This is a genomic window from Acinetobacter sp. Leaf130 (genome assembly GCF_001423205.1).
Lineage (GTDB): Bacteria > Pseudomonadota > Gammaproteobacteria > Pseudomonadales > Moraxellaceae > Acinetobacter > Acinetobacter calcoaceticus.
In genome coordinates this window covers 1,504,262-1,526,192 of sequence record NZ_LMOE01000001.1, presented here as the reverse complement: position 1 = coordinate 1,526,192, position 21,931 = coordinate 1,504,262, and the positions used below count along the sequence as shown (strand labels likewise).

25 protein-coding genes and 1 riboswitch are annotated in these 21,931 nt (G+C 37.9%); of the genes, 16 read left to right on the top strand and 9 right to left on the bottom strand.

All coding sequences use genetic code 11. The features are described 5' to 3' along the window. Nucleotides 1-143: 143 nt before the first annotated feature. The 7 genes from ASF86_RS06685 to ASF86_RS06655 all read left to right on the top strand — a co-directional run bounded on the left by ASF86_RS06685 (nucleotide 144) and on the right by ASF86_RS06655 (nucleotide 7,316). Entirely contained in the window at nucleotides 144-2,417 is a 2,274-nt protein-coding gene (locus ASF86_RS06685; RefSeq protein WP_056480657.1) for a molybdopterin-dependent oxidoreductase, read from the top strand. 228 nt (nucleotides 2,418-2,645) lie between these two features. Continuing rightward, complete coding sequence (gene moaA / locus ASF86_RS06680) at nucleotides 2,646-3,686, top strand: GTP 3',8-cyclase MoaA (protein WP_081407568.1); 1,041 nt, start codon at nucleotides 2,646-2,648, stop codon at nucleotides 3,684-3,686. Next, complete coding sequence (locus ASF86_RS06675; RefSeq protein ID WP_056480654.1) at nucleotides 3,687-3,941, top strand: hypothetical protein; 255 nt, start codon at nucleotides 3,687-3,689, stop codon at nucleotides 3,939-3,941. A gap of 3 nt (nucleotides 3,942-3,944) precedes the next feature. Beyond that, on the top strand, nucleotides 3,945-4,433 hold the full coding sequence (locus ASF86_RS06670; protein ID WP_005039956.1) for a molybdenum cofactor biosynthesis protein MoaE: 489 nt from the start codon (nucleotides 3,945-3,947) through the stop codon (nucleotides 4,431-4,433). Nucleotides 4,434-4,456: 23 nt separating this feature from the next. Further along, nucleotides 4,457-5,380 (top strand): bifunctional molybdenum cofactor biosynthesis protein MoaC/MoaB, encoded by a 924-nt coding sequence (moaCB, locus tag ASF86_RS06665; RefSeq protein WP_003652229.1) that lies wholly within the window; start codon nucleotides 4,457-4,459, stop codon nucleotides 5,378-5,380. After that, a complete protein-coding gene (locus tag ASF86_RS06660; protein WP_056480652.1) occupies nucleotides 5,380-6,615 on the top strand; it encodes a molybdopterin molybdotransferase MoeA in 1,236 nt (411 codons plus the stop codon). Before moaCB ends, ASF86_RS06660 begins: the two co-directional genes overlap by 1 nt. Nucleotides 6,616-6,833: 218 nt before the next feature. Further along, nucleotides 6,834-7,316, top strand: a complete 483-nt coding sequence (locus ASF86_RS06655; protein ID WP_003652226.1) for a winged helix-turn-helix transcriptional regulator — start codon at nucleotides 6,834-6,836, stop codon at nucleotides 7,314-7,316. Nucleotides 7,317-7,331: 15 nt separating this feature from the next. On the opposite strand, the gene ASF86_RS06650 is transcribed toward ASF86_RS06655, so the two are convergent. Beyond that, the gene (locus tag ASF86_RS06650; protein ID WP_056480650.1) at nucleotides 7,332-8,723 is read right to left on the bottom strand and encodes a PLP-dependent aminotransferase family protein; all 1,392 of its coding nucleotides are present in this window, start codon (nucleotides 8,721-8,723) and stop codon (nucleotides 7,332-7,334) included. A 123-nt stretch (nucleotides 8,724-8,846) separates the two neighbouring features. On the opposite strand from ASF86_RS06650, the gene ASF86_RS06645 reads away from it, so the two are divergent. Then, a complete protein-coding gene (locus ASF86_RS06645) occupies nucleotides 8,847-9,710 on the top strand; it encodes a DMT family transporter (RefSeq protein WP_045125612.1) in 864 nt (287 codons plus the stop codon). A gap of 2 nt (nucleotides 9,711-9,712) precedes the next feature. On the opposite strand, the gene ASF86_RS06640 is transcribed toward ASF86_RS06645, so the two are convergent. From ASF86_RS06640 to tusD, 4 genes are read right to left on the bottom strand one after another with little or no spacing between them, the layout of a single operon-like run. Beyond that, entirely contained in the window at nucleotides 9,713-10,024 is a 312-nt protein-coding gene (locus tag ASF86_RS06640) for a TusE/DsrC/DsvC family sulfur relay protein (protein WP_056480649.1), read from the bottom strand. Between the two features lie 18 nt (nucleotides 10,025-10,042). Next, nucleotides 10,043-10,327, bottom strand: a complete 285-nt coding sequence (locus ASF86_RS06635; RefSeq protein WP_056480647.1) for a hypothetical protein — start codon at nucleotides 10,325-10,327, stop codon at nucleotides 10,043-10,045. A gap of 17 nt (nucleotides 10,328-10,344) precedes the next feature. Next, complete coding sequence (locus tag ASF86_RS06630; protein ID WP_003652218.1) at nucleotides 10,345-10,695, bottom strand: hypothetical protein; 351 nt, start codon at nucleotides 10,693-10,695, stop codon at nucleotides 10,345-10,347. A 44-nt stretch (nucleotides 10,696-10,739) separates the two neighbouring features. Then, nucleotides 10,740-11,108: a sulfurtransferase complex subunit TusD gene (tusD, locus tag ASF86_RS06625; protein WP_003652216.1), complete on the bottom strand. Its 369-nt coding sequence runs from the start codon at nucleotides 11,106-11,108 to the stop codon at nucleotides 10,740-10,742. A 65-nt stretch (nucleotides 11,109-11,173) separates the two neighbouring features. Between tusD and ASF86_RS06620 the strand changes: the two genes are divergently transcribed. The 7 genes from ASF86_RS06620 (at nucleotide 11,174) to ASF86_RS06590 (ending at nucleotide 18,048) form a co-directional block, all read left to right on the top strand. Next, nucleotides 11,174-12,181, top strand: a complete 1,008-nt coding sequence (locus ASF86_RS06620; protein ID WP_056480645.1) for an NAD-dependent epimerase/dehydratase family protein — start codon at nucleotides 11,174-11,176, stop codon at nucleotides 12,179-12,181. 116 nt (nucleotides 12,182-12,297) lie between these two features. Next, nucleotides 12,298-13,692: a class II fumarate hydratase gene (gene fumC / locus ASF86_RS06615; RefSeq protein WP_004643127.1), complete on the top strand. Its 1,395-nt coding sequence runs from the start codon at nucleotides 12,298-12,300 to the stop codon at nucleotides 13,690-13,692. Between the two features lie 203 nt (nucleotides 13,693-13,895). Next, entirely contained in the window at nucleotides 13,896-14,213 is a 318-nt protein-coding gene (locus ASF86_RS06610) for a hypothetical protein (RefSeq protein ID WP_056480643.1), read from the top strand. Between the two features lie 271 nt (nucleotides 14,214-14,484). After that, nucleotides 14,485-14,715: a hypothetical protein gene (locus ASF86_RS19860; RefSeq protein ID WP_056480640.1), complete on the top strand. Its 231-nt coding sequence runs from the start codon at nucleotides 14,485-14,487 to the stop codon at nucleotides 14,713-14,715. Nucleotides 14,716-15,019: 304 nt separating this feature from the next. Beyond that, nucleotides 15,020-15,571, top strand: coding sequence for a cysteine hydrolase family protein (locus tag ASF86_RS06600; RefSeq protein ID WP_056480637.1), 552 nt, complete (start codon nucleotides 15,020-15,022; stop codon nucleotides 15,569-15,571). 327 nt (nucleotides 15,572-15,898) lie between these two features. After that, nucleotides 15,899-16,390: a hypothetical protein gene (locus tag ASF86_RS06595; protein WP_056480634.1), complete on the top strand. Its 492-nt coding sequence runs from the start codon at nucleotides 15,899-15,901 to the stop codon at nucleotides 16,388-16,390. Nucleotides 16,391-16,540: 150 nt separating this feature from the next. Next, a riboswitch (glycine riboswitch) is annotated at nucleotides 16,541-16,628 on the top strand. Nucleotides 16,629-16,803: 175 nt separating this feature from the next. Next, the gene (locus tag ASF86_RS06590) at nucleotides 16,804-18,048 is read left to right on the top strand and encodes a D-amino acid dehydrogenase (RefSeq protein ID WP_056480631.1); all 1,245 of its coding nucleotides are present in this window, start codon (nucleotides 16,804-16,806) and stop codon (nucleotides 18,046-18,048) included. 50 nt (nucleotides 18,049-18,098) lie between these two features. Here the strand turns inward: ASF86_RS06590 and ASF86_RS06585 are convergent, their stop codons facing one another. Next, a complete protein-coding gene (locus tag ASF86_RS06585; RefSeq protein WP_056480628.1) occupies nucleotides 18,099-18,743 on the bottom strand; it encodes a hypothetical protein in 645 nt (214 codons plus the stop codon). 99 nt (nucleotides 18,744-18,842) lie between these two features. Between ASF86_RS06585 and ispF the strand changes: the two genes are divergently transcribed. After that, nucleotides 18,843-19,334, top strand: coding sequence for a 2-C-methyl-D-erythritol 2,4-cyclodiphosphate synthase (gene ispF / locus ASF86_RS06580; protein ID WP_056481779.1), 492 nt, complete (start codon nucleotides 18,843-18,845; stop codon nucleotides 19,332-19,334). Here ispF and ASF86_RS06575 read toward each other — a convergent pair. The 3 genes from ASF86_RS06575 to ASF86_RS06565 form a co-directional block, all read right to left on the bottom strand. Then, a complete protein-coding gene (locus ASF86_RS06575; RefSeq protein ID WP_004643117.1) occupies nucleotides 19,322-19,846 on the bottom strand; it encodes a protein tyrosine phosphatase family protein in 525 nt (174 codons plus the stop codon). The genes ispF and ASF86_RS06575 overlap by 13 nt on opposite strands. A 200-nt stretch (nucleotides 19,847-20,046) precedes the next feature. After that, nucleotides 20,047-20,961, bottom strand: a complete 915-nt coding sequence (gene argF, locus ASF86_RS06570; protein ID WP_005039975.1) for an ornithine carbamoyltransferase — start codon at nucleotides 20,959-20,961, stop codon at nucleotides 20,047-20,049. Between the two features lie 112 nt (nucleotides 20,962-21,073). Beyond that, nucleotides 21,074-21,727 carry a TetR/AcrR family transcriptional regulator gene (locus tag ASF86_RS06565; protein ID WP_005039977.1) on the bottom strand — a complete coding sequence of 218 codons (654 nt, stop codon included), beginning with the start codon at nucleotides 21,725-21,727 and terminating at the stop codon, nucleotides 21,074-21,076. Nucleotides 21,728-21,931 lie beyond the last annotated feature (204 nt).

Below are 21,931 nucleotides of genomic sequence, written 5' to 3'. Positions count from 1 at the left end.
TTGAAGAGCTTTTAACCTTACATTGGTCATGCGAAAAACGTTTTTAATTTTTGTGCCGTTGACTATTTATTATATAAGTTCTATTTTGGAACTTATTGTTTTAGTTCTATCCATATGCATAAAAATAAAGGGAGTCAATCGAAATGGTAGAAGCGCTAAAGGAAAACAAAACGGATGTTACCGCATGTATTTTGTGTTCAAGAAATTGCGGGTTAAGTGTCGAAATTAAAGATAATCAATTTGTCAAAATTAAAGGTAATCCAGAGCATCCATTTTCACAAGGCTACATTTGTCAAAAAGCCGCAAGATTACAGCATTATCAGCAGCATGCAGACCGTTTGACTACGCCGTTAAAACGTCAACCAGATGGTTCTTTTCAAGAAATTAGTTGGGATAATGCTATACAAGAAATTGCCGAGCGTTTAGTTCAGATTAGAGATAATTTTGGCGGTACCGCTTTTGCTTCTGTTGGGGGCGGTGGTCAGGGTAATCATCTGGGTGCAGCTTACGGGCGTCAACTTTTGCTAGCCATGAAAAGTTATTATGCTTACAACTCTCTTGCCCAAGAAAAAACGGGTGATTTTTGGCTTAATGGGCGTTTATTTGGAAATCAGGCCTGTCATACCACCGAAGATGTTGAATACGCTGATTATGTACTTTTTATTGGTACAAATCCGTTTCAGGCACATGGCATTCCCAATGCACGAGACACGCTAAAGCATATTAAAAAAGACCCCAACCGTACCATGGTGGTGTTTGACCCACGTGTTACCGAAACGGCAAAACAAGCAGATATTCATGTGCAGTTAAAACCTGGAACAGATGCTTTTTTAATGTCGGCCATGATTGCCATTATTATTAAAGAACAACTTTATGATGCGAAGTTCATTGAACAGCATACACAAGGGTTTGAAGAGGTAAAAACAACTTTTAGCCGTGTCCCGATTGAAGAATATATTGCAAAAGCTGATGTACCAGTCGATTTGATTTATCAAGTGGTAAGAGATTTTGCGAAGGCTAAAAGAGGCTGTGTGCGCATCGATTTAGGTATTCAGCATACTTTAAATACGACATTAAACGGATATTTAGAAAAACTACTGTATTTATTGACCGGAAACTTTGGAAAACAAGGCACCAATAATTTACACACTATGTTTATTCCAATTTTAAGCGATACCGATGAAAGAAAGCCGAAATATCGACGCAGTGTTTACCATAAAATGTTTCCCATCTCAGGTCTTTTCCCACCCAATATTTTACCTGACGAAATATTAAAAGCAGGCGAAAAACGAATTCGCGCAGTTTTTGTTGATAGCTGTAATCCTTTATTAACCTATCCCGATACACCCGCATACGAAAAAGCATTTAAAGCATTAGATTTGTTGGTCGTAGTCGATGTTGCCATGACGGAAACAGCTAGATTTGCAGATTATATTTTGCCTGCACATACGCAATTTGAAAAATGGGAATTTACAGGGTTTAATCTTGAGTTTCCTAAAAATGGTTTTCACCTGAGACATCCGGTATTCACTGCCCAAGGCAATACGTTACCCGAAGCAGAAATTTATACACGATTACTTGAAGCCATGAAGGTCATTCCTAAAAGCTTTCCAGTGTTAGAAAAAATAGCTGCGGTCGACTCGAAAAAAACAGCATATTTACCTTATCTGTCGGCTTTGGGTTTAACTTTTGCTCGACATAAAAAATACATTCCTTTTGCAGCTTCAATTCTCTATCGCACTTTAGGTAAACATTTAGAAAACTCAGCTGCTTCAGTTGCTTTTTTATTACCTCTGTCTATTCAATATGCTGTTTTACATACCAAAGCGGTGCGTCGTGCAGGTTACAAAGGTAATCCTTTAACGTTAGGTGTTCGGTTGTTTGAGCAAATTTTAAATCAGCGTTCAGGTGTAGTGTTATCACAACATGAATATGATGAAATGTGGAAGCTCGTGGCATACAAAGACAAAAAAATACGTCTGGTTATCCCAGAGATGTTGAGTGAGTTGGCAAATTTAAAAAACCATCAATTTAGTATTGAAGAGTTTCCTTTCATACTTTTGTCGGGGGAGCGCCGTAGTTATAACGCTAATCAGATTTACCGTGACCCTGCATGGCGAAAAGTAGATGCAGAAGGCGCTTTGCGAATTCATCCTGAAGACGCAACAAACCTGAATGTAGCAGTAGGAGATCAACTTAAATGTATCTCCCAACATGGAGAAATTCAGGTAACTGTAGATTTTGATGAGGGTATGCGAAAAGGTGTTGTGTCACTTCCACATGGTTATGGCATGCGCTTTCAAGGTGGAGAACCAATAGGGCCACAATTAAATCTTCTGGTGTCTGGTGAACATTGTGATCCTTTATCGAAAACGCCGTACCATAAATATGTACCCATCCGTCTAGAAAAATGCTAGAAATAATGTAGGGCATACTAGAGATTGACGTCGCACTAAATTTGTACAGCTTTAAAATTTAAGACAAAAATTGGACGACGTTAATCTTGCTGATACCCTAAAAAACTATGGATGATAAATAGAATTGGAACAAATTTTGCTTAAACAGCACAGCACTATTGAAGAGCAAATTTCTATTTTAATTGCTCAGAAAAAGTGCCAGCAATATTTGAACTGTTCTCGATATGAGTGCAAATGATGAAACAATATCACTCTGAACATACGCCTTTGGTTCTTCAAGACCAATATGGTCGTATAAAGCGAAAGCTGCGTATTTCCGTAACTGATCGCTGTAACTTTAAGTGTGTATATTGCATGCCTGAACATCCTGAATGGTTGAATAAGCAAGATCTGCTTGGTTTTGAGGCACTCTTTCAATTTTGTCATTTTATGGTGCAACATGGTGTTGAAAGTATCCGCATTACAGGCGGCGAACCATTAATGCGTCAAGGCATTGTGCATTTTGTTCGTGAGTTACAAGCTTTGAAGGCGTTAGGCCTAAAACGTATTTCAATGACTACAAATGGGCATTACCTTGCAAAATACGCTAGGCAGTTAAAAGATGCCGGATTAGATGACTTAAATATTAGTTTAGACAGTCTTGATGCTATTCAGTTTAAAGAGCTAACCAAGAAAAAATTAGAACCCGTTCTCGAGGGTATTCAGGCTGCTAAGGATGTAGGATTACCATTCAAAATTAACTGCGTACTGATGAAAAATAAAAACGACGATCAGATCTTACCGATGGTTAAATGGTCAATCGCCAATCATATTCCTTTACGCTTTATTGAGTTTATGCCACTTGATGGCGATGCGCTTTGGTCTAGCAAAGATGTAGTGAGTGAGGCTGAAATTTTACAGGCTTTGCAACCCCATTATTCAGTACAGGTCGTCGAACAACAGCATGAGCCAGCACGCCAATATCTGATCAATAATAGTTACTCTCTTGGGATTATTTCCACAATCACTCATTCATTTTGCCATCAATGCGACCGTATACGGTTAACTGCACAAGGCGAACTCTACAACTGTTTATTTGCACCGCAAGGTCTCAATATTAAACCGCAGCTTCAATCATTATTACGTGCGCGTACTACAGCTGATCATGCAATGTATATTCAACAGTTAACAGATATGGTTATGCCATATATTTGGCACAAAGCTAAAGGCTTTCATGCCTTACAACATCAACAAACCCGTAAAATCAGTATGCATATGCTTGGGGGATAAATGCAGCAATCTATCCAAATTAAAATCGAAGCGTTTGGTGCAATTGAAAAATTGCTTCCTCAAAACCTTTCGTTGGTTTGTCCCAATCATATTTTGGTTAAAAATGTATTAGATGAAATTGTTTCATTATATCCAGAATGTACACAAGCCATGGAAAAATGTGCATGTGCGATTGGCGATAATGTCATAACGAGACAATCTACTTTAAGTGAGCCATGTACTTTGGTTTTATTGTCACCAGTTGCAGGAGGATGAATCATGCGAGATTTTGCACGTATACAAGAGCAGGCTTTAAGTTTAGATACTTTTGATCCTATCCAATCATTTCCTGAATGTGGTGGAATCGATATTTTTATAGGTACGGTTCGTAATCATCATGAGGGTAAAGCTGTTAAATCGTTGAAATATACGTCCTATAAGCCACTTTCTGAAAAAATGATACGTGAAATTGAACTGGAAATTGAGAAAAAGTATCAGGTATCTTATGTGCGGGTCGTTCATCGGATTGGTCATCTGGATGTAGGTGAGACAGCCATTATTGCGATTGCTTATGCAGCCCATCGCCGTGAAGCTTTTCAAGCATGCGAGGAAGCGGTTGAGCGGGTGAAGCATGAAGTGCCAGTTTTTAAAGAAGAGTTCTTTACAGACGGTACGAGTCATTATGTAGAAGGTTGTTGTATTCGCAAAGATGCGCCACAAGAGCACAAGCATCACCACCATCATGCCGGCCATGAACACTCACACTGAAATATGCACCACTAGGATAAATAATGAAAAACGTAGGAATGAAGCCGGAAAGTTATCGTGTTGCTGAAGCACAAGCCATTTTATATGCACCCCCACACTGTATTGAGCTATTAAGACAAGGGAACACCGAAAAAGGTGATGCATTAAAAACTGCACGTGTTGCAGGAATCTTGGCAGCCAAACGAACCGATGAGCTGATTCCTTTGTGTCATCCACTGCCGATTTATCGCGCAGATGTTGAATATGAATTAGAACATGATTTTGTAAAGATTATTACGGTGGTCGAAACCATTGGTCCTACTGGGGTAGAAATGGAAGCCCTCACGGCTGCAAGCCTTGCAGGTTTAACCATTTACGACATGTTAAAACCGCATTGTGAGCCAGAAGAACTCTGGATGGATCAATGTAAACTGCTTAAGAAAAAGGGTGGGAAATCGCACTTTAAACGTGTTCTTCGTCAACCCGTTTCAGCTGCTGTTATCGTGTTATCCGACACTGTTGCAGCTGGTAGAAAACCCGATACAGCCGGAAAATCTGTGGTTGAAACTTTAACTGAAGCAGGGTTTGATCCGATCCATTATCAAATTTTGCCTGATGAAGCAGATGTTCTAAAAGATTTAGTGCTTGAGCTGAGTAAGTCATATGCTTGCATTATGACGGTGGGTGGAACCGGAATTGGTAAGCGTGACATTACGGTCGATACATTAGAGCCACTTCTTGAGCGTAAGCTAGATGGCTTAATGGAAGCTGCACGATCTTTTGGACAAAAACGCACGCCATATGCTGCAATGTCTCGCGGAGTAGCAGGTTTTATTGACCGTTCTCTAGTGGTGACTTTACCGGGAAGCCGTGGTGGAGCAAGTGAATCAATGGCTGCTATTTTACCAGCCCTCGTTCATATTTTTGATGTGTGCCGTGATTTACCGCATCCGGGAGGCTATGAATAATGTCAGGTTGTGGTACAGAGCGTGGATTAATTAGTGTAGATGAAGCACTTGAGCTGATTATTAAGCAGCCAAAAAAGTTGGGTTCGATTAACCAAGTTCTTCAAAACAGTCTAAGCAGATATCTCGCTAAAGAAATTTATTCAGAAATTAATCTTCCAAGCTTTTCTCAAAGTGCTGTAGATGGTTATGCACTTTGTAGCCATGCGGAAGATTTAAATAATCAAAAATTTCAGGTTACGGGCGAGATTCGAGCGGGAAGTGAGAGCCATGACACCCTTCATGAAGGTCAGGCTATTCGTATATTCACAGGCGGTAAAATTCCAGAAGGAACAACACATGTTGCTCGGCAGGAAATTGTATCGGTTCTTTCGACCCAAGAAATTTGCTTAACTGAGCATATACGTCCCCAAGCTGATATTCGATTTACAGGTGAAGAAGTCCAGAAAGAACAATTGCTAGCACAAACTGGACAGTTTCTAAATATTGGAAGCTTGGCTGCCTTAAGTATGGCAGGTGTGCAAACTGTTGAAGTTTATCGTGCACCGAAAGTCGCTGTTTTGGTGACTGGTGATGAAGTTGCAGAAACGGCAGAAGATCTTGTCGACGGCAAAATCTTTGATGCAAATGGGCCATTATTAAAAGCTTGGTTTGAAGATTATGGCTTGGATGTTGAACTGATTCATGTGGCAGATGAGGCAGAGCAAGTCACACATTACTTTAATCAGTTAAAAGACAGCCATGATGTCATTATAACGACAGGTGGAGTCTCTGTAGGTGATTATGACTTTGTACGACCATGTGCTTTTGAGGTTGGTTTTAAACAAATCTTTTGGAAAGTAAAACAGAAACCTGGCAAACCATTGTTCTTTGCTGAATATTCAACCCCAGAAACAGATCATTGTTGTTATTTGCTCGGTTTGCCGGGTAATCCCGCTGCGGTCTATGTGTCTATGCAAGTGTATGGTAAGGCATTACTAGATACTTTACAGGGAAATCAAGCAGGGCCGGAGTGGTTTAGTGCGATTTTAGATCATGATTTAAAAGAAGATGCACGTGAGCGTTTTTTACGAATGTATGCTTATTTTGAAAATGGACAGCTTAAAATCAAAAGTCTGGCAAAACAGCAATCACATATGCTGAGTAACTTAATGCAGGCCAATTGTTTGGTTCGCATTCCGGCAGGCGTAAAACTGGAAGCAGGCAATATATTGAAAGGCGTATTTATTTCAAATTAATTATAAAGAAGGATAAATATGACTCATTATGAAAAATGAGTGGGTTATATTTATTTAGCAATTTTTAATAATAACTTTCTCTTTTTTTCATAATGAAATTTTTTTATAAAGTTGATAAGAAGTTATTTTTATAATGAATGTTGCATAAATCGTAGTAAGTGGTTTAGGGTATAAACAATAGGGCCGTTGGGCTAGAAAATATCGAGGAACGCATAAAGATGAAATGGGATGACATCGGTGATCAACCTTGTTCGGTTGCTCGTATGCTATCAGTGATTGGCGATCGATGGACGATGCTAATATTACGTAATGCTTTTATGGGAATACGACGTTTTGACGATTTTCAAAAATCATTAGGCGTAACTCGTCATGTTCTCTCAGATCGTTTAAAGCGTTTGGTTGAATATGAAATATTAGCCAAAGCTCCTTATTTTGATCGTCAAGAACGCTTTGAATACAAACTCACTGATAAGGGCTTTGAACTTTATCCAATTATCTTGTCTATGGCGAATTGGGCAGATAAATGGATGGATCAAGGTTTAGGTAAGCCACTAGAATATCGTCATAAAACTTGTGGACATAAGTTTGAACCTGTTATGGTATGTTCGGTCTGCCGTGAGCCTTTACATGCAAAACAAGTGCAAGTCTCAGCTGGACCAGGCTATTTTGCATATATTGAACAAAAACAGAAACAAGCTTAATTTTCTCTCTATAAATTATGAAGACTCTTGTTGAATAGCATCAGCAAGAGTCTTATAAATATGTTCATGATTTGACTGCGCTACATTAAATCGTATGAATTGACCAGCATTAGGAGCTTGGCTAAAAGCATTGCCTGGCGCAAGAATCACATTATGATTAATACAATATTTCGCAATTTTTGAAGCTTCAATACCGTCTGGCAAATGACACCAAACAAAAATTCCCGCTTGAGGCTTAATCCATGGCTTTATACCCAGAGGTTCAAGTTTTGTAATAGTATCGTGCATGGCTTTTGCTAAACGAACTTTTAATAGTTCTATATGTTTACGGTAAGAGCCATCTGTTAAAGCGGTAAGCAAAACTTCAGCAGAAACACCATTGTGAGAAAAACTTGTGGCAATTTTTAGGTCGGTGAGCTGATCCATCCATTCAGGTTTGGCAATAATATAGCCACAACGAATAGAAGCAGATAATGTTTTAGAAAAGCTTCCAATAAAAATTACGCGTGAAAGATTATCTAAAGCCGCGAGCCTAGGAGCTGGTGTATATTCAAAATCTGAGAAAATATCGTCTTCAACTACTATTAAGTTAGATTGCTCAATCAATTTTAAGAGTTGGTGCGCCGTAGAAAGAGAAAGCGTTGCTCCAGTTGGATTGTGAATTCCTGAGTTGGTGATATAAAGACGTGGGTTATAAGTATCAATTGCTTCTTTAAATGCTTCTAAGTCGGGACCTGTTGGTGTGTAGGGAATACCAATGACCTTGACTTGATGAACTTTAAGCAATGCATGAAAATTAAAATAACAAGGATCATCAATCAGAACGACGTCATCGGGCTTTAGTAAAAACCGGAAAACTAAATCGATCGATTGAGTACCAGAATCTGTTAAAAGTACTTGATTCAGATTTGCATCTATTCCTTTTGATTGTGCACGTCTTGCTAACAAATCCCGCAAAGGTGGTAATCCTAACGGGGTTGAATAACCCATTAAACAAGCGTCTGAACTCCTTGCAGCCATCCTTAAAGCTTTACGAATACTGTCTAGTGGCATCCAGTCATCGGGTAGCCAACCGCAGCCGGGCTTAAAAACATCTGCTTTCGCTTCCAAAGATTGACGTGAAATCCATAATGGATCAACTGAACGATCTAATTTAGGGCCTAATTCACTTAAAGCTAAGGGGGCGAGCGGACCAACAATATAAAATCCCGATCCTGTTCTTGATTCAATTTTCCCCAAAGCAATTAATCTTTCATATGCTTCTACGACGGTTGAGACTGAAAAACCCAAATCATTTGCTAATTTACGAACAGAAGGTAAGCGTGCTCCGGGCATTAAAGATCGATTTTTTATTTGTTGCTCAATCTCTGAAATGACAATTTCAATTTTTGTTTTGCTCTGGTTCACGGGCTTACAATCTCAACTGTACTGGTGGTGAGTACATAACAGTTCTTTTAAATTGTACTGCTTTGTATCTGGTTTAATCACCTTAGCACAGCTTAAATTCTTCGTATAGTGACGGAGAAAATTATGAATAGGTTTATGAATGGCTGGGTAAATGGTTTTATTGGCGTGGCTATTTTTGCAGGCTCGCTACCAGCGACACGTGTAGCTGTAATGGGGTTTGAACCAGGCTTTCTAACCGCAGCACGTGCGGCAATTGCTGGTATTTTAGGACTTATTCTTATATTGGTTTTAAAACAAAAGAAACCAGCCAAACAAGATTGGTGGCCTCTTGCCATTGTTGCTATAGGGGTGGTGATTGGTTTTCCGTTATTTACCGCCCTCGCTTTGCAATATATGAATGCAGCTCATTCAATTGTCTTTGTTAGTCTTTTGCCGCTTGCAACTGCAATATTTGCTGTACTGAGAGGTGGAGAAAAGCCGAATCAATTTTTCTGGATATTTGCAGTCTTGGGGAGTGCGGTTGTTTTTGCTTATATGTTTTTTATTTCTGGTGATACATCACTTGGAATAGGGGACTTTTATATGTTGATGGCGATTATTTTCTGTGGTTTTGGCTATGCAGAAGGCGGTGTACTTTCAAGAAAAATAGGCGGGTGGCAGGTCATTTGTTGGGCGCTCATTTTATCATTACCCTTCATGCTGTTTCTTACTATTTTTTATATGCCTACTTCTTTCCAGAATATATCGGCATCAGCTGTAGTTGGCCTCATTTATGTGTCTTTGTTTAGCATGCTTATTGGTTTCTTTTTTTGGTATAAAGGACTTGCCCAAGGTGGAATTGCTGCGATTAGTCAACTACAACTCTTACAGCCTTTAATGGGTCTAGCCATTGCGGCAGCCTTATTGCATGAACATGTGAGCTGGTCGATGTTGGTGGTTACAGCAGCAACCCTTTTATGCGTCGCTGCTGCTAAAAAGTTTGCTTAGCTTTATAAACAATTTGCTGGTTTAGGAACACCTGCTAAACGACTTAAATGGCGGGCAACTAAACCAGTATTAAATTGTTGCTGTAAAACGGCATTATTAATTTCTGGACTTACGGTTTTCATTAAAAATTTAATGAGTGGGCGAGTTGCTGGAGAGTGCCCAAACTGTTGATAAAACTGACGCACAGCAGCTAAAACTTCGAAATGCCAATCCGTTAGTTCAAGATCAAGTGACTTGGCAAGCTCTTGTGCAACTTCAGGATTCCAAATTGTATAATCAACCAAATGACCATCTTGGTCTAATTCTAAATTCATGAAACTAGCCTAAATCTATTATTTAAGAGAAATACAGCGGTTAAACGTTAAAACTAAATCTGCAAATTGATCATAGTCCAATACATTTATCTGAGCTAAAGTATCTGCATCGAGTAAATCTTTTTCGATACTTAAGCATGAAACAGATTTAAACTGTTGAATAATTTGAGCTGAAAGCCTTGCAACAGAATCACCCATAAAAATAATTTGGTCACCTACCTGATAAAGATGACCTAATTCATCAATAATATTCGGTGTATTGTGATAAGTAGATTGCACGAGATAAAGTGTTGATGGATTCATTAAATTTACACCTTCATCTACCAATATAAGACATGGTCAAAAGACTGAATGAACTCATTATTTAACTGAATGAATTCGAGCTCTTGTTCTGTTTGTTGAACAAAAGGATTTTGTTGATTTTTGCTTTCGATAAGAATTGGGCTTAAATCATAAAATTCAAAGCTTTCGACCATATTTGATGCTACTTTGAAGGTATGATGAAACTGGTTAAAGCTCAGGTCATTTTGCAAGAGACTAAGAGCAGCATCTTTCAATAATACTTTGACTGGTGAGCCAAAGGTTGCTAAAACCATAGTAGCGGAAAGGCTTTCATTGATTTGAAGACTAGTTAAGTTGGCTTGGCTTAAAATGACGAGTACAGATTTCACACAATATACCTTTTAAAAGCAACAATCTAAGCAAACAAAGTAACTTAAAATTGAATAAGACGAGACGCTGACTGTACCGCATCAGCAAGTTCACCTAACCCGACGAGTTGAAAGTCTTTGGCAAGGTTGTAATGAGTAAGGTGATGGCGACTGGCATTTTCTGCATCGGTAATACCACGAGCGAGGGCAGCACTCACACATACAGGAAGTCGAATCGAAAGCTTTTGCCATTCATGCGTTAAATTACGCTGGTCGTCAGGAACCCATTGAAAATCATTAGCAACCTGCACGCCGTCTTGGTAAAAGAATACACGAAAGTCTTCATTTTTACTTTTGAGTGCCTGAGCAAGTCCTAACGCATGCCAAGCATGAATGGAAGTAGGAGCAGAGGTAATTAGTAGTAATGTACTCATTAAGAATTCACTATGGTCATACGTCTAAATGGGCGTAGATGCATTAAGAGAAAGGTAAGTATACAATGATTTTAGTGACAGGTGGTTTAGGCTTTATCGGTTCACACATTGCTTTGAGTCTAATGGCCCAAGGGCAAGAAGTGGTAATTGTCGATAATTTGGCTAATTCGACCTTACAAACGCTGGAACGGCTAGAGTTTATTTCTGGTATGTACGTTCCATTTGTTAAACTTGATGTACGTAATACACCTGCATTGAATAAGGTCTTTGAGCAATATTCAATTGATGCAGTTATTCATACTGCTGGGTTTAAATCAATTGAAGAATCTAATCTTAAACCTCTTGAATATTATAATGATAATGTAAGTTGCATCATGAGTTTACTGCGTGCCATGCAACGCACAGGTGTTCGTCACTTTATTCAGCTGTCAAGCCTTGCAGCTTATGGAAAATCTGGTTTGCAATTAAGCGAAACAGACGAATTTAATTACACTTATCCTAATCCTTATATTAAGTCTCAACAGATGATTGAAGAAATCATCCGTGATACTTATAAAATTGATCATGAGTGGAAAATTGCAATCTTGCGCTTATCTAATATTGTCGGTGCATTTGAACATGGGGTGCTTGGAGAATATGTCGCACAGCTCCCTAAAAATATTGTACCGCTTGCGATGCAAGTTGCAGCCATGCAACGCGATTTAATTGAATTACAAGATCAAGCTGAAACATCAGACCAGACGACTGAACGCAGTTTTCTACACGTTTTAGATGTGTGTGAAGCTGTAACTGCAAGCTTACATTGGCTGCGTAATCAAACACATTGTTGTGAGGCATTTAATATTGCCCATGACCAAGTTCACTCTATTCGTCAATTACTAGATGAAATTTCACAAGTAACTCAAGCCGAAATTGCGACTCAACCTGCGATTTATAAGCATGTTGAGTTAGGTCAGGTTGGGGCAAATATAGAAAAAGCAAAAACATTATTGCAATGGACACCTAAACGCTCGTTAAAACAAATGATTGAAGATGAATGGCGCTTTTATCAAAATACATTAAATGGAAGATAGGATAATGATTCTTATTTACAATAATGAAATGCTTGAGTACGATATTAAAAATTAACTAGCCAGAGCAAATACTTGCTTCAGCCCGTAAGTTCTTTAACCAGACAACTGAGGTTTCTATGCAAACACGAATTGAACATGACACTATGGGTGAGATTGAAGTTCCGAATGAAGCATTGTGGGGAGCACAGACTCAACGCAGCTTACAGAACTTTAAAATCGGGCAAGAACGATTACCACGTGCCATGATTCGAGCAATGGGGCTAGTAAAAAAGGCTGCTGCGATAACCAATGCTGAACTTGAACAGTTACCGCAAGATTTGAGCCAATATATTGTGGGCGCGGCTGAAGAAGTAATTGATGGTAAATGGGATTCTCAGTTTCCTTTAGTTGTATGGCAGACTGGTTCTGGTACGCAAAGTAACATGAACTGCAATGAAGTGATTGCAAATATTGCAAACCAAAAATTAGGTCAAGTGTTAGGTGCCCAAAAACCTGTACATCCAAATGACCATGTCAATCGTGCTCAATCAACGAACGACTCATTTCCAACGGCAATCCATGTTGCTGCAAGTTTGCAAATTAATGAATTACTCATTCCTGCTGTAGAGCAGCTTAAAGCAACTTTGCAAAAAAAATCTGATGAGTTTCAGTCTATTGTTAAAATTGGTCGTACCCATTTACAAGATGCAACGCCATTAACATTAGGTCAAGAATTCAGTGGCTATGTTTCTCAGCTTGAGCATGGATTAGTTCGTTTGCAACAGGCATTAACAGGCTTATATGAATTACCATTGGGTGGTACTGCGGTAGGTACAGGGCTAAATGCACATCCTGACTATGCAGTGAAAGCAGCGGATCAGCTTGCTTTACTTACGGGCTTACCATTTGTGACTGCTCCAAACAAATTTGAAGCACTTGCAGGACGTGATGCTGCTGTTTTTGCTTCTGGCGCATTAAAAACGCTTGCAGTCAGTTTAAATAAAATTGCGAATGATATTCGCTGGTTGGCCAGTGGTCCACGTTGTGGTTTCGGTGAAATCCGTATTCCTGAAAATGAACCTGGTTCAAGTATTATGCCGGGCAAAGTAAACCCAACACAAAGTGAAGCAATGACGATGGTTGTTGCACAAGTGCTTGGAAATGATACGACCATTAATGTGGCTGGTGCTTCAGGTAACTTTGAATTAAACGTATTTATGCCAGTGATTGCTTACAACTTATTGCAGTCTATTCAGTTGCTTGGCGATGCGTGTAATAGTTTTAATGATCACTGTGCGGTGGGAATTGAGCCTAATCAGGATAAAATTGATCACTTCTTACATAATTCTCTCATGTTGGTCACTGCTTTAAATCCAGTGATTGGTTATGAAAATTCTGCAAAAGTTGCCAAGACCGCTTATAAAGAAAATAAAACTTTAAAGCAGGTTGCTGTTGAGCTTGGTTTAGTTACGGCAGAGCAATTTGATGAAGTGGTTAAACCTGAAAAAATGGTTTCACCAAATAGTAAATAATCTCTTCTAATGGGCTTTTTTATTGTCAAATACTTCTGTAATATCCGCGAGTTGCTAAGTACAACAAAAGTCCTGAATGATCAGCGCAAAAAATCATAAGGGGAAGGCCTGCTTGAAAAAGTGGGCTTTTTTTATACCTTGAAATATAAATGTCATATCTAGACTTTATTTTTGCTACGTTATTTTATTTTAAGTTCAAATAAATGAAAAAGACTAAATCAATAGTTGTTTTAGCAATAGCAGCTTGTACCTTGTCCGGTTGTCTACAAATGTTTCCACCTACTGTAGCTGAGGTGAATCCTGGTGTTTACCAACTTCATGCTCAAAGTAATGCATTTGGTTCAAGAGAAGCTTTGAGGTCAAAGTTAATAGGGAAAGCAGAGGAAATATGTAAAGATAAAGGTTTTGATGAGTTGGATAGCAATAACAAAATCGTAAATCATCATAGTGTCTATAATTCAGGACTGCTAATTCCAGTAAATACCAAAGCAGCCGTTTTGAAAGTTAAGTGTAAAGATTAATTTAAATAGAAGTTAGCCCATGTGAGAGTTAGTTCTCTCAGACATATGGCGCTATAAGAAACCCGACTCAGTATCGACTAATGGCGGGGTTTTTTATTGTTAAGTATTTCTGTAATATTTATATATTAGTTTGGCGCTGAACGATTAGTGCTAGAAATCAAAAGAAGGGCGGATCTTTTTTCGCTAGCTTCATTTCTGCTTGAGATCAGGAAGTGAGCTTTTTTTATTATTTAAGAAAAAACATAATTTTTTAGATGGAATTTAAATAGTGATGTACACAATTAGATATGTTCATCGGAACAATACTTACTATATTGCTTCGAGTATCGAAGGGAATTTTATTATTCTTGAGTCAATTGATTCAGAATTCCGTATGGGCCATCAAATTTCTTATGATGGTGAGAAAGTATTTAACCTTACTTTGAATGATGAAACTGATGCAGTCATTAAACTACAGAGTGATGAAAAAACAGCATATGAATACTTACTGTCAGTTAAATAAATTAGTTTTTTAGTATGAAGTATTTCTGTAAGAACTAGGTAAGAGTAAAAGGTACTTCACAGAATAAAAAAGTTAAAAAGCTTTATTTCTTTTGAAAAAGCTATGGTATGGTTAATCACGCTTTAATTATGGGCAGTTAAAACAAATGAACTGTTTTTTGAATAAAATCACCACAACCACCACGACCTTTAAGGAAGGCTGCGTGTGATTTTTTATTAAAGTGACTTAATAAGATAACCAAACCCAGCCAATAATGGCTGGGTTAATTTTTCTCTGTTCATTATTGGTTTTACAGAGAAAGATTATGAAAAAACTCAGTAGTAACTCAAAATCGGCTTTACTCGTTATTGATATGCAAAATGGCTTATTTAACGGGGACCCTAAGCCACATAATGTCAAACTTGTACTTTTAAATATTCTTAGCCTTATTGAATATTGCCGGTTGAATGATAGACCAATTATCTTTATTCGGCATGTCGGTGAGAAAGGTACACCATTAGATCCAAACAGCCCGAACACTCAACTAATTACAGATTTACCTTTTAATCCACATAAAGATACAGTCATTAAAAAAATGTACCCGAGCAGCTTTAAAAATACTGTTTTAAAAGAAGTATTAGAGAAACTTGATATTGATGAAATCATAATGACTGGAATGAAAACTGAATATTGTATTGATACTACTGTTAGGGCTGCTTCAGAGTATGGATATAAAGTGACACTAATTTCAGATGCACATACAACAACTGATTCGGCAGCTTTAAATGCTCCGCAAGTCATTGATCATCATAACCAAGTTTTAAGCAATGCTTTTGCTCAGTTAAAAACTACAGCAGAGTTTATTTCTTCAGTTTAGTTTAGAACTAGGGCGAACAACTTTATTAAAAAGTCTTATTAGCTGTATATCTATTACGGCATAAGAAGCCCTGCTAAAGACAAGTTATTGGTAGGGTTTATAGCGATGGCAAGAATTGAGCCTGCATCAACAAAGAGCTCTTTTCGGAGGGCTTTTTATCAAGAGGAGGGAAGTTTCACTAATTAATGGCGAATTAGCGTTGAATAAGCTGTCATAATTGTTAAAATGCGCACCTTGTCCTGTTTTTATATTGTTTTTGTTTTGCATCTAATTTGCAGAATTGAGGATAAAGTAATTGAAAACAGAAGCTTAGCTAAGGATTTTTGAATGCTCTCTATTTATTTAACAGATACCGAACAACATGTGCAATTTAATGATTATCCCGGTGATCAGCCTGTTAAGTTTCTGTTAAATCTTAAAAAGATTTTCCCAAGTACAGGTGATCTGTTATTGCCAGTTTTACCCGATGATAACGATCTAGAAAATGTAACATGGGAATCAACTTCAGAAGATTTTGATGTCTTTAAAAAGCTATTGGCTGGATGGGGTGTTATTGAACTTCGTTTAAATGCAATTACGGCTTATAAAGATAAAAACTTTGCGAATGAGTTAGTGAAACAAGCTCAAGCGAAACGCAAAAAAACTGCCCAAAAAAATCATGAACTCTCTTTGGTTGCACTTGATTATATTTTTATGCACGAAGTTCACGCATTGATTGATGCAGAACTGGTCACTATTGGTGAGAAATTTTATTTACCGACCTTGCGTGAGCAATGGAAGGGTATAGTTTCAGACCCAGTGCTCAATGGAAAACTCTAATTAAACACAAAAGGTGAATTCATAAAGATTCACCTTTTTTATTTTTATAATTAAATTAATGATTTATAACTTGATAATTATCGGTACAAAAGTTTACAAGAAAAGAATGCGTTTTTTTTAAAGTGGCAGATACATTGCTTATATAAATACAAAATTATTGCGGGAGAGAGGTTCGAAAGAACCCGCCGAAGGAGCAACAAGCCCGGAAACTCTCAGGCAGAAGGACTGTAATAATTAAAAAATCTGGAGAGAAGCTTAGATTTATAAGAAGTGAAAATAATAACTTATAAATTATAAACTCACCGAAGGGGAAGATCTAAACGTTAAAAGGTAACGTTGGGGTCGAAACTCTCAGGTACCAATGACAGATGGGCTGTACTGATGAAATGTTTTGCATTTCTGAGGAGTCTGTTATGCCACATGTTATTGTGATAGGTGCGGGAATCACAGGGGTTACCTCTGCCTATGAATTATCGCAACTGGGTTATCAAGTCACAGTGATTGATCGACATCTATATCCTGCAATGGAAACATCATTTGCCAATGGAGGGCAATTATCGGCTTGTAACGCCGAAGTATGGAACCAAAAAGCCACTGTAGTTAAGGGCTTTAAGTGGATGAGACAAAAAGATGCGCCGCTACTACTGAATCCTTCATTTAGTTTGCATAAGTATAGTTGGCTGGTTGAGTTCTTATCCCATATTAAACACTATGAAGCCAATACGATCGAGACGGTCCGATTGGCATTACTCGCTCGTAAGCGCTTGTTTGAAGTTGCAGAAAAAGAACAACTTCAGTTTGATTTGGAGAAACGTGGCATTCTTCATATGTATCATAGTAAGGCTGACTACGAGATTGCTAAACAAGTCAATGATGTCTTGAATAAAGGTAAATTGGAGCGTTATTCAGTTTCACCTGATGAGATGAAAACAATAGAGCCATCGTTAACAGGTGAATATTTTGGTGGTTATTACACGCCAAGTGATGCAACGGGGGATATTCATAAATATTCAACCTCTTTGGCTGAAAAGACTAAACAATACGGTGTTGAGTATAAATTTGGTCTGGAAGTCACAGATATTAAGTGTCATCCAGACAAAGTGATCGTAAGTTGTCAGCCAAGTGCAGAGCACCCTTATCTTGTTGAATCTGATAGCATCCAAATCGAAGGTGATGTGCTTGTGGTTTGTGGTGGTGTAGGGAGTTATCAACTCGCCGATATGATTGGTGAGCGAGTAAATGTTTATCCCGTAAAAGGTTATTCAATTACCGTGCAATTAAAAGATGAGCAAAGTGTAAAGAATGCACCGTGGGTAAGTTTACTAGATGAAAGTGCTAAAATCGTGACTTCTCGTTTAGGTAAAGATCGGTTGCGCGTGGCAGGGACTGCTGAATTTAACGGTTACAACCGCGACATACGGGCTGATCGTATTCAACCTTTAGTAAATTGGGTAAACCGTAATTTCGATATTTCCACTGAGCATGTGGTGCCTTGGGCGGGTTTAAGACCTATGATGCCTAATATGCTGCCTGTGGTGAAGCAGTCTAAACAACCTCGAATTTTCTATAATACCGGACATGGACATTTAGGGTGGACTTTGTCTGCGGCGACAGCAGTTTTAGTGGGTCAGGATATTGCTCAAAAATATCCGGTCTAGAAAGTAAAAAAGCCAGTGTTTAAACACTGGCTTTTATTTTAAGTATTAAATTAATCATATAATCGGTAGATTCCGCTAAAACGCTCACAGCCTTTTTGTTGGGTTTTCACATGAAGTAAAGCTTTTTGAAAATTAAACTGATATTTACAGTTGTGCTCATTGTCCAAAATTTCACTTTTTTGTTCAGGTGAACTATAGGCCATTAAGGAAATCGTTTGAGTTTCTTTACGGTTATTTGGATTGCGGTATGCGATTCCTTCAATCTTGATTTTATCCTTTGCAAGCTGATGGACTTGAATGTGAACAGGTTGTGCAGCTATACGTCCATTTTCAAACTTAAGATAATGTTGGGTAAGCGTTTGCTTAAGTGATGCATAAAAATTTAGGTCATCAGTACGTAAATCAAACTGTTGCTGAATGCATGTATTACTCTTGCATTGCTGAGTATGTTTAGACCATAACTTTTGTGTATCCTGTAAAAGCTGTAAGGGGGCATCAGTAACTAAATATGCGGAAAGATATTTATTATCGAGTTGTTTCTTCGATTCACTAAATGTTTTTGAGCAGATTTTAAGCTCAGTTCCAGAGTTGGAGCAGTCTATTGATTCTGCAAAGACAAGAGATGAACATAAACAACTCAGTGTCACGGCAAAACTTAATCTTTTCAATTGATTCATATCAGTATTAGACAGCATGATCGCTTATACTTTCAGTCTACTTTGCTAGGTGTACTATAGCGAAACAGAAAGGCTGAATACAAGATTTCTTAAGTTTTTATGGAAGGTAATAGTTATATGGTTGCTCAAATTCGAATTGGACAAGGAATGGATGTACATGCCTTTGAAGCGGGGGACTTCGTTACATTGGCTGGCATTCAAATTCCACATGCACATGGCTTGAAAGCACACTCTGATGGCGATGTGGTGCTTCATGCTCTGTGTGATGCTTTGTTAGGTGCTCTGGCACTCGGAGATATTGGACAACACTTTCCTGACACTGACCCAGAATACAAAGGCGCAGATAGTCGAGTATTGTTAAAGCATGTTTACCAACTCATATTGGATCGCGGTTATCAGTTAAATAATGCTGATATTACGGTGGCTTGTGAGCGTCCCAAATTAGCTAAGCATAATTTGGAAATGCGTCAAAGTATTGCTAATGTTTTAAATGTAGATGTTAATCAAATTAGTATTAAAGCGACGACAACCGAAAAACTTGGGTTTACCGGTCGTCAAGAAGGTATTTTAGCTACAGCAACTGTTCTAGTCTCTCATCACACTAAGTGATCGACCTGTTGCAAAGACTGTTGAAGCTCTAGAGTTGCCTTACGGCCTTGTAGCTGTAAGGTAATGCTATGAATAAGCCCTGTCCAAGTTTCATTAGGTTCCCAAATTTCATGGAGTAAATCTTGAGAAGTAGGCATGTCCATATTCATATAAAACTGTCTATAGACATACATGAGGCAACTAGAGCGATCGTTTTTAGTACAGTGAATCCAGACAATTTCATTCTGGACTAAATGATCAATGAGATCGAGTACCAATAAACATTGCTCGGCAGATGGAGTCTCCCAATCAATTGGAATATGGATATAATTTAAACCGAGGTCTAAACAAATACGATCTTCATTTTCAATATGATTTGGTGCGTTACTTAAAGCGAGATTAATGACTGTACTGCAACCATATTCTTTAATCAGTTTCAGTTGTTCGATTGAGGGTTGAGCTGAACTAAATAAGTGCTCATGAATAACAGAAAAAGTAGGGATTTGAGCTAATGATTGTTCAAGAGTGGTCATGATCGTACTCAGCAAGAGTGAGTTTGGCTTATTGTGTTCAATGTTATACACGATTATATATGAGAGATAAAATACGGCTTGCTTATATATTCATCAGCCTAAACAAGAATATTAAAAAAATTATACTAAACAAAAGAAGTAATTTAGAAAATAAAAAAACAGCACGATAAAAGTGCTGTTTTTAAAGAAAGAAATTAAGCTTATTTTAGATGTTCATTTAGTAAAAATTCCATCAAGGCTTTTTGTGCATGTAGGCGATTTTCAGCTTCATCCCAGACCACTGCATTTTTATGGTCTAGCATTGTTTCAGAAATTTCTTCACCACGATGGGCAGGTAAACAGTGCATGAACAAACAGTCAGGATGAGCAAATCCCATTAATTTTTCATTGACTTGAAAAGCAGCAAAGGCTCTTTCACGAAGCTTCTGTTCTTCTTCTTGTCCCATACTTGCCCATACATCTGTCACAATGAGATCAGCATTTACAGCAGCGTCTTCTGCATTGTCAAAAACTTCAACACAATGACCAAACTCTGCTAGAAATTCAGGTTTAGGCTCATATCCTTTCGGCGATGCAATTTTGAGTTTAAAGCCCATCATGTGTGCAGCTTCAATATATGAGTTGCACATATTATTGCCATCACCAATCCAAGCAACAGTTTTGCCTTTAATGCTACCGCGGTGTTCATTATAAGTCTGTAAATCTGCAAGTAACTGGCAAGGATGATGGTCATCTGTCAAACCGTTAATAACAGGAACTTTTGAATACGATGCAAAACGTTCAACAATGTCATGACCGAAAGTACGAATCATCACAATATCAAGCATACTTGAAATTACACGTGCTGAGTCTTCAATCGGTTCACCACGACCTAATTGTGTGTCGCGAGGCGATAGAAAAATCGCACTACCACCAAATTGATTAATGCCTGCTTCAAAAGAGATACGTGTACGCGTGCTTGATTTCTCAAAAATCATTCCCAATACTTTACCAACAAAAGGTTGGAATACCTTATTGTCATGCTGCATTTTTTTAAGCTCGCTTGCGCGTTCTAAAATGCGATTAAGTTCTAGAGTGGATAGATCACGTAAAGTCAGGAAATGTCTTAGAGCCATGTAGCTACTCCATAATAATTGTTATGAAATACAACAATTATCTGTTGTTGGCTGGGTGGATGTGGAAAAAAAGAAGTCTACTATACTATAAGCATTTTAAAATGCAAAAGAATTAGACTTTATGGTGGCCCTTGAGGAAAATATCTACGCAATATTCAATATAATCAATAGCTTCTTTCTCATCTGGTAGAGCGGGCATACCCATAATCATACGCCATTCAATATCGCGTAAAATCCCAAAATACATGAGTGAAGAATAATAGGGAGAATTGCATGTAATTTCCCCTGATTTATCTGCAGACTCTAATGCTTGGGTAAGCGTGTTTTGTAAATTGTGTACCCATTTGTCATATAGGTATTGTATGAGCACAGTATTACACTCGGTCTGTTCGATAATAAGTCGTAAAAAAGCAACATGTTCGGGTTGAATAATGTGAACATAAACACGATTGAGTGTTTGAATAAGATATTCTCTTAAAGTACTTTTTTCTGGTTGGAATGGAATACATACATCTTTAAAAAACATTTCACGTTTATGATCACAAATAGCGGCAAAAAGCCCCTCTTTATTGCCAAAATATTTATAAATAGAAGCCTTAGAGCCACCGGCATGATTAACAATGTCATCAAGTGAAACGGCATCATATCCTTTTTCCAGGAACAGCTCGGTCGCGCTTAACAGAAGAGCTAAACGACGTTCAATACCGCGGCGTGTTTGAGGTTTTTCACATACTGAATGATGTGACTCAAGGACTGAATCATGCATAAAATTTAATAACAACGACTAACTTTGCTTATTTAGTATAGCAAAACTATCTTTAAGGATGGTCATCACTATTTTTTTAGATCAACTGCTGAACACTAAATAAAATAACTTTAAAATTAACTTATATAAAATAGTTGGTTAGATCTATTTTTAGGGTGCTCTAATGATGTAACCTGATGTTCATTTTTAAATTTAATAAAAAAA

What these genes read in the sequence shown, in the direction of transcription:
- ASF86_RS06655 (WP_003652226.1), top strand. Translation starts at nt 6,834, where the DNA reads ATGAAATGGGATGACATCGGTGATCAACCTTGTTCGGTTGCTCGTATG.
- argF (WP_005039975.1), bottom strand. Translation starts at nt 20,961, where the DNA reads ATGGCTCTAAGACATTTCCTGACTTTACGTGATCTATCCACTCTAGAA.
- ASF86_RS06640 (WP_056480649.1), bottom strand. Translation starts at nt 10,024, where the DNA reads ATGAATTTAGAATTAGACCAAGATGGTCATTTGGTTGATTATACAATT.
- ASF86_RS06660 (WP_056480652.1), top strand. Translation starts at nt 5,380, where the DNA reads ATGTCAGGTTGTGGTACAGAGCGTGGATTAATTAGTGTAGATGAAGCA.
- ASF86_RS06600 (WP_056480637.1), top strand. Translation starts at nt 15,020, where the DNA reads ATGAAAAAACTCAGTAGTAACTCAAAATCGGCTTTACTCGTTATTGAT.
- ASF86_RS06645 (WP_045125612.1), top strand. Translation starts at nt 8,847, where the DNA reads ATGAATAGGTTTATGAATGGCTGGGTAAATGGTTTTATTGGCGTGGCT.
- ASF86_RS06610 (WP_056480643.1), top strand. Translation starts at nt 13,896, where the DNA reads ATGAAAAAGACTAAATCAATAGTTGTTTTAGCAATAGCAGCTTGTACC.
- ASF86_RS06670 (WP_005039956.1), top strand. Translation starts at nt 3,945, where the DNA reads ATGCGAGATTTTGCACGTATACAAGAGCAGGCTTTAAGTTTAGATACT.
- ASF86_RS06620 (WP_056480645.1), top strand. Translation starts at nt 11,174, where the DNA reads ATGATTTTAGTGACAGGTGGTTTAGGCTTTATCGGTTCACACATTGCT.
- fumC (WP_004643127.1), top strand. Translation starts at nt 12,298, where the DNA reads ATGCAAACACGAATTGAACATGACACTATGGGTGAGATTGAAGTTCCG.
- ASF86_RS06595 (WP_056480634.1), top strand. Translation starts at nt 15,899, where the DNA reads ATGCTCTCTATTTATTTAACAGATACCGAACAACATGTGCAATTTAAT.
- ASF86_RS06585 (WP_056480628.1), bottom strand. Translation starts at nt 18,743, where the DNA reads ATGCTGTCTAATACTGATATGAATCAATTGAAAAGATTAAGTTTTGCC.
- moaCB (WP_003652229.1), top strand. Translation starts at nt 4,457, where the DNA reads ATGAAAAACGTAGGAATGAAGCCGGAAAGTTATCGTGTTGCTGAAGCA.
- ASF86_RS06635 (WP_056480647.1), bottom strand. Translation starts at nt 10,327, where the DNA reads ATGAATCCATCAACACTTTATCTCGTGCAATCTACTTATCACAATACA.
- ASF86_RS06565 (WP_005039977.1), bottom strand. Translation starts at nt 21,727, where the DNA reads ATGCATGATTCAGTCCTTGAGTCACATCATTCAGTATGTGAAAAACCT.
- ASF86_RS06590 (WP_056480631.1), top strand. Translation starts at nt 16,804, where the DNA reads ATGCCACATGTTATTGTGATAGGTGCGGGAATCACAGGGGTTACCTCT.
- ASF86_RS06675 (WP_056480654.1), top strand. Translation starts at nt 3,687, where the DNA reads ATGCAGCAATCTATCCAAATTAAAATCGAAGCGTTTGGTGCAATTGAA.
- ispF (WP_056481779.1), top strand. Translation starts at nt 18,843, where the DNA reads ATGGTTGCTCAAATTCGAATTGGACAAGGAATGGATGTACATGCCTTT.
- tusD (WP_003652216.1), bottom strand. Translation starts at nt 11,108, where the DNA reads ATGAGTACATTACTACTAATTACCTCTGCTCCTACTTCCATTCATGCT.
- ASF86_RS19860 (WP_056480640.1), top strand. Translation starts at nt 14,485, where the DNA reads ATGTACACAATTAGATATGTTCATCGGAACAATACTTACTATATTGCT.
- ASF86_RS06685 (WP_056480657.1), top strand. Translation starts at nt 144, where the DNA reads ATGGTAGAAGCGCTAAAGGAAAACAAAACGGATGTTACCGCATGTATT.
- ASF86_RS06575 (WP_004643117.1), bottom strand. Translation starts at nt 19,846, where the DNA reads ATGACCACTCTTGAACAATCATTAGCTCAAATCCCTACTTTTTCTGTT.